Below are 3,196 nucleotides of genomic sequence, written 5' to 3' on the forward strand. Positions count from 1 at the left end.
CAGCACCGACTCCGGCGAGCCGGTGGTCACCACCGTGGCGGTGCCGGACGCGCCGGCGGGCAGGACGACCGTCATCGTCTCCCGGCCGGGGTCGAACGGGAACCGGGCGACCGGTTCGGCGGGCGTCGGCAGGCCCCGGTCGCGGGCCGCGACGAGGAACGCGACGTCGGTCGGGTCACCGGACCAGCCGCCGTCGGGCTCGGGGGCGGTCTCGGTGCAGGCCGCGCCGAGGCCCAGCAGGGTGTCGTCGTCGACGCCCGGGGCCGGTTCGACCCGCGCGACGGCCATCCGGTTGCAGGTGAGCGTGCCGGTCTTGTCGGTGGCGAGCACCGTCACCAGCCCGAGGGCCTCCGCCGCGCGCAGCCGCCGGACCAGCCCGCGCCGCCGCGACAGCCGGTACGCGCCGAGCCCGAGCACCAGGCTGACGATGATCGGCAGCTCCTCCGGGACCGTCGCGAAGGCCAGGGTGAGCCCGGTCAGCACCATCTCCCGCCACGGCCGCCCGGTCAGCACGCCGACCAGCGGGACGAGCACGCTGAACGCGATCGCCAGTGTCGCGAGGCTGCCGGCGAGCTCGCGCATGGCCTGCTGGAGCGCGGTCCGGGGCGGCCGCGCGGCGGCGACGAGCCCGGTGAGTGTGCCCAGCTCGGTGGCCGTCCCCGTCGCGACGACGACGCCGCGGGCCCACCCGGCGACGACCGTCGTCCCGGCGAACACCAGGTTCGTCCGCTCGGCCAGCGCGGTGTCGCCGGAGAGCACCCGGGCGGCATCCTTGGGGGCGGCGACGGGTTCCCCGGTGAGGGTCGACTCGTCGACGCGCAGCCCCCAGGTCTCGACCAGGCGCAGGTCGGCGGGCACCCGCGAGCCCGCGGCCAGCGGCACGAGGTCGCCGGGCACGATGTCGTCGACCCCGACCGAGACGGTGCTCCCGTCGCGCACCACCGGCGTCGTCGGGGCGGTGAGCTCGCCGAGCGAGGCGATGACCGACTTCGCGCGGAACTCGGCGAACACCTCGACACCGACGACCGCCGCGATGATCACGACGACGGCGACGGTGTCGTCGAGCCGCCCCCAGACGCCGTAGAGCACCGCGATCGCCGCGAGCAGCAGCATCATCGGCTCGGTGACCTCGTCGGCGAGCACCCGCAGGAAGGTGACCCGACGCGGGACGACCCACCGGTTGGGACCGTGCCGCCCCCGCCGCGCCGCGGCCTCGGCGCCGGTGAGGCCCCGCAGTGCGTCCGTACCGAGGCCGTCGACCACGGCCGCGCCGGTCGTGGCGTGCGCCCCGCCGCTCACGGGCTGCCCACCGGGTCAGTCCGTACGCGGTGGCAGGTCGGGGGCCACGCCCTCGGCGCGGTAGACGGCGGCAGTGAACGCGTCGAGCGCGCGCCGGCAGCGGTCCAGGAGGGCCTCGGCGTCCTTGCCGCGCTCGTCGGGGAAGAAATCCCGGGACGAGATCGTGGCCAGCCAGCGGGTGAGCCGCTCCAGGTCCTGCTCGTTCTCCTCCAGCTCGGCGAAGGAGTAGTTGTCCCGGGCGGACTCCTTCTCCAGCTCCGCCAGCAGCGCGTCGCCGCGCTCGGTGAACTCACCGAACTCCTTGCCGCGCTCGGCGCGGATCCGGGCGACGATGCCGTCGTCGCTGGTCCCGGCGGCGACGTCGAGCGCGTACGCGGTCCCGCCGGACTCGCGGACGTAGGCCGCGAGCCCCTCCAGGAACGTGCGGTGCTCGTCGGTCGCCGGCAGCACCCACGCGCCGTTCTGCAGGCCGACCGCGCCCGCGGCGCGGGCCCGGCGCCACAGCGTGACCCGGGGGCTCGAGGGGGAGGCGGGCAGCTGCGCGAGCAGTAGGACCCAGCCACCGGACGGCGCGTCGGTCATGCTCAGGACGGTACCGGCCGGCACCGGCATGCAACAGGTGTTTCGTCGGGTGCGGCGCCGCCGTCGGGTGCGGCAGGCTGGGGCCATGCCCGCCCCCGCCCACCGCCTCGGCCTCGGCCTGGCCGCGATCGCCCGCCCCGCCTACATCACCTCCGGCCGCGCCGGCGAGCTCGGCGACGACCGCGACGTCGCCACCCTGCGCGACCGCTCCCGCGCACTGCTCGACGCCGCGTACGCCGCGGGCGTCCGCTACCTCGACGTCGCCCGCTCCTACGGCCGCGCCGAGGAGTTCCTCGCCGGCTGGCTCGCCGACCGGCCCGGGGTCACCGGCGGTGAGGACCCCGTCGAGATCGGCTCGAAGTGGGGCTACCGCTACGTGGGCGGGTGGCGGACCGACGCCGACACCCACGAGGTCAAGGACCACTCGCTCGACGCCTTCACCGAGCAGTACGCGCTGAGCCGCGAGCTGCTCGGCGACCACCTCGGGACCTACCACGTGCACTCCGCGACGCTCGACACCGGCGTCCTCGACGACGGGCGCGTCCACCGCGCGATGGCTCACCTGCGCGACCGGGGGATCCGGGTCGGCATCTCCACCTCCGGCCCCGCCCAGGCCGACGCGGTGCGCCGGGCGCTGGACGTCCGGGTGGACGGCGAGCCGCTGTTCACCTCGTTCCAGAGCACCTGGAATCCGCTCGAACCCTCGGTGGGCCCGGCGCTGGCCGAGGCCGCCGACGCCGGGGCCCGGGTGATCGTGAAGGAGGTCTTCGCGAACGGCAGGCTCGCCCCCGGCGGCGAGGACGGCACCGAGGGTGCCCGCGCGGCGGCGGCGCTGGCGGCACGCACGGGGGTGCCGCTGGACCGGATCGCCGTCGCCGCGGCGCTGGCGAACCCGTGGGCGTGGCGGGTGCTCCTCGGCCCGGTCGGGACCGACCAGCTCGCGTCGAACCTCGCGGGCGCGGAGCTCACGCTGCCCGCGGACGCGGCCGAGGAGCTCACCGCGCTGGCCGAACCGGCCGAGCACTACTGGGCCACCCGCTCCGCGCGCCCCTGGAGCTGACCCCGCGTTTCCCGGCGGACATACGCTCGTTTACCTTCCAGCCACCTGGCGGTCGGAGTCGACGTCGTCCACCGATGCCGCCCGGCCGCGTGGTGAGGAGGAGGGGACATGACCGCCCAGGACCATCTCGCCCAGGGCCACGGCGCCCAGGGCCGCGGCGCGCACAGCGCCGACGACGACCCGGCCACGGTCGTCATCCCGCGCTACGCCGAGGACGCCGGGGCCGGTCCGCGGCCCGCGGCGGCGCCCGGGGCC

General features: G+C 76.4%; 3 protein-coding genes. 1 reads left to right on the forward strand and 2 read right to left on the reverse strand.

Annotated features, from left to right (window positions below; genetic code table 11):
- Both GTW08_RS26290 and GTW08_RS26295 read right to left on the reverse strand, forming a co-directional pair.
- On the reverse strand, positions 1-1,299 hold a 1,299-nt coding region (locus GTW08_RS26290), incomplete at its 3' end, for an HAD-IC family P-type ATPase (RefSeq protein ID WP_161152667.1).
- A gap of 15 nt (positions 1,300-1,314) precedes the next feature.
- Positions 1,315-1,881: a Chromate resistance protein ChrB gene (locus GTW08_RS26295; RefSeq protein ID WP_139282838.1), complete on the reverse strand. Its 567-nt coding sequence runs from the start codon at positions 1,879-1,881 to the stop codon at positions 1,315-1,317.
- An 85-nt stretch (positions 1,882-1,966) separates the two neighbouring features.
- Here GTW08_RS26295 and GTW08_RS26300 point away from each other — a divergent pair, with 85 nt between their 5' ends.
- Positions 1,967-2,941, forward strand: coding sequence for an aldo/keto reductase (locus tag GTW08_RS26300; RefSeq protein WP_073575993.1), 975 nt, complete (start codon positions 1,967-1,969; stop codon positions 2,939-2,941).
- Positions 2,942-3,196 lie beyond the last annotated feature (255 nt).

This window comes from Pseudonocardia sp. SID8383, from assembly GCF_009864975.1.
In the GTDB taxonomy this organism is placed as follows: Bacteria; Actinomycetota; Actinomycetes; order Mycobacteriales; family Pseudonocardiaceae; genus Pseudonocardia; species Pseudonocardia alni.

Excerpts from the sequence above, each read along its gene's own strand:
- GTW08_RS26295 (WP_139282838.1), bottom strand. The coding sequence starts at position 1,881 with ATGACCGACGCGCCGTCCGGTGGCTGGGTCCTACTGCTCGCGCAGCTG.
- GTW08_RS26300 (WP_073575993.1), top strand. The coding sequence starts at position 1,967 with ATGCCCGCCCCCGCCCACCGCCTCGGCCTCGGCCTGGCCGCGATCGCC.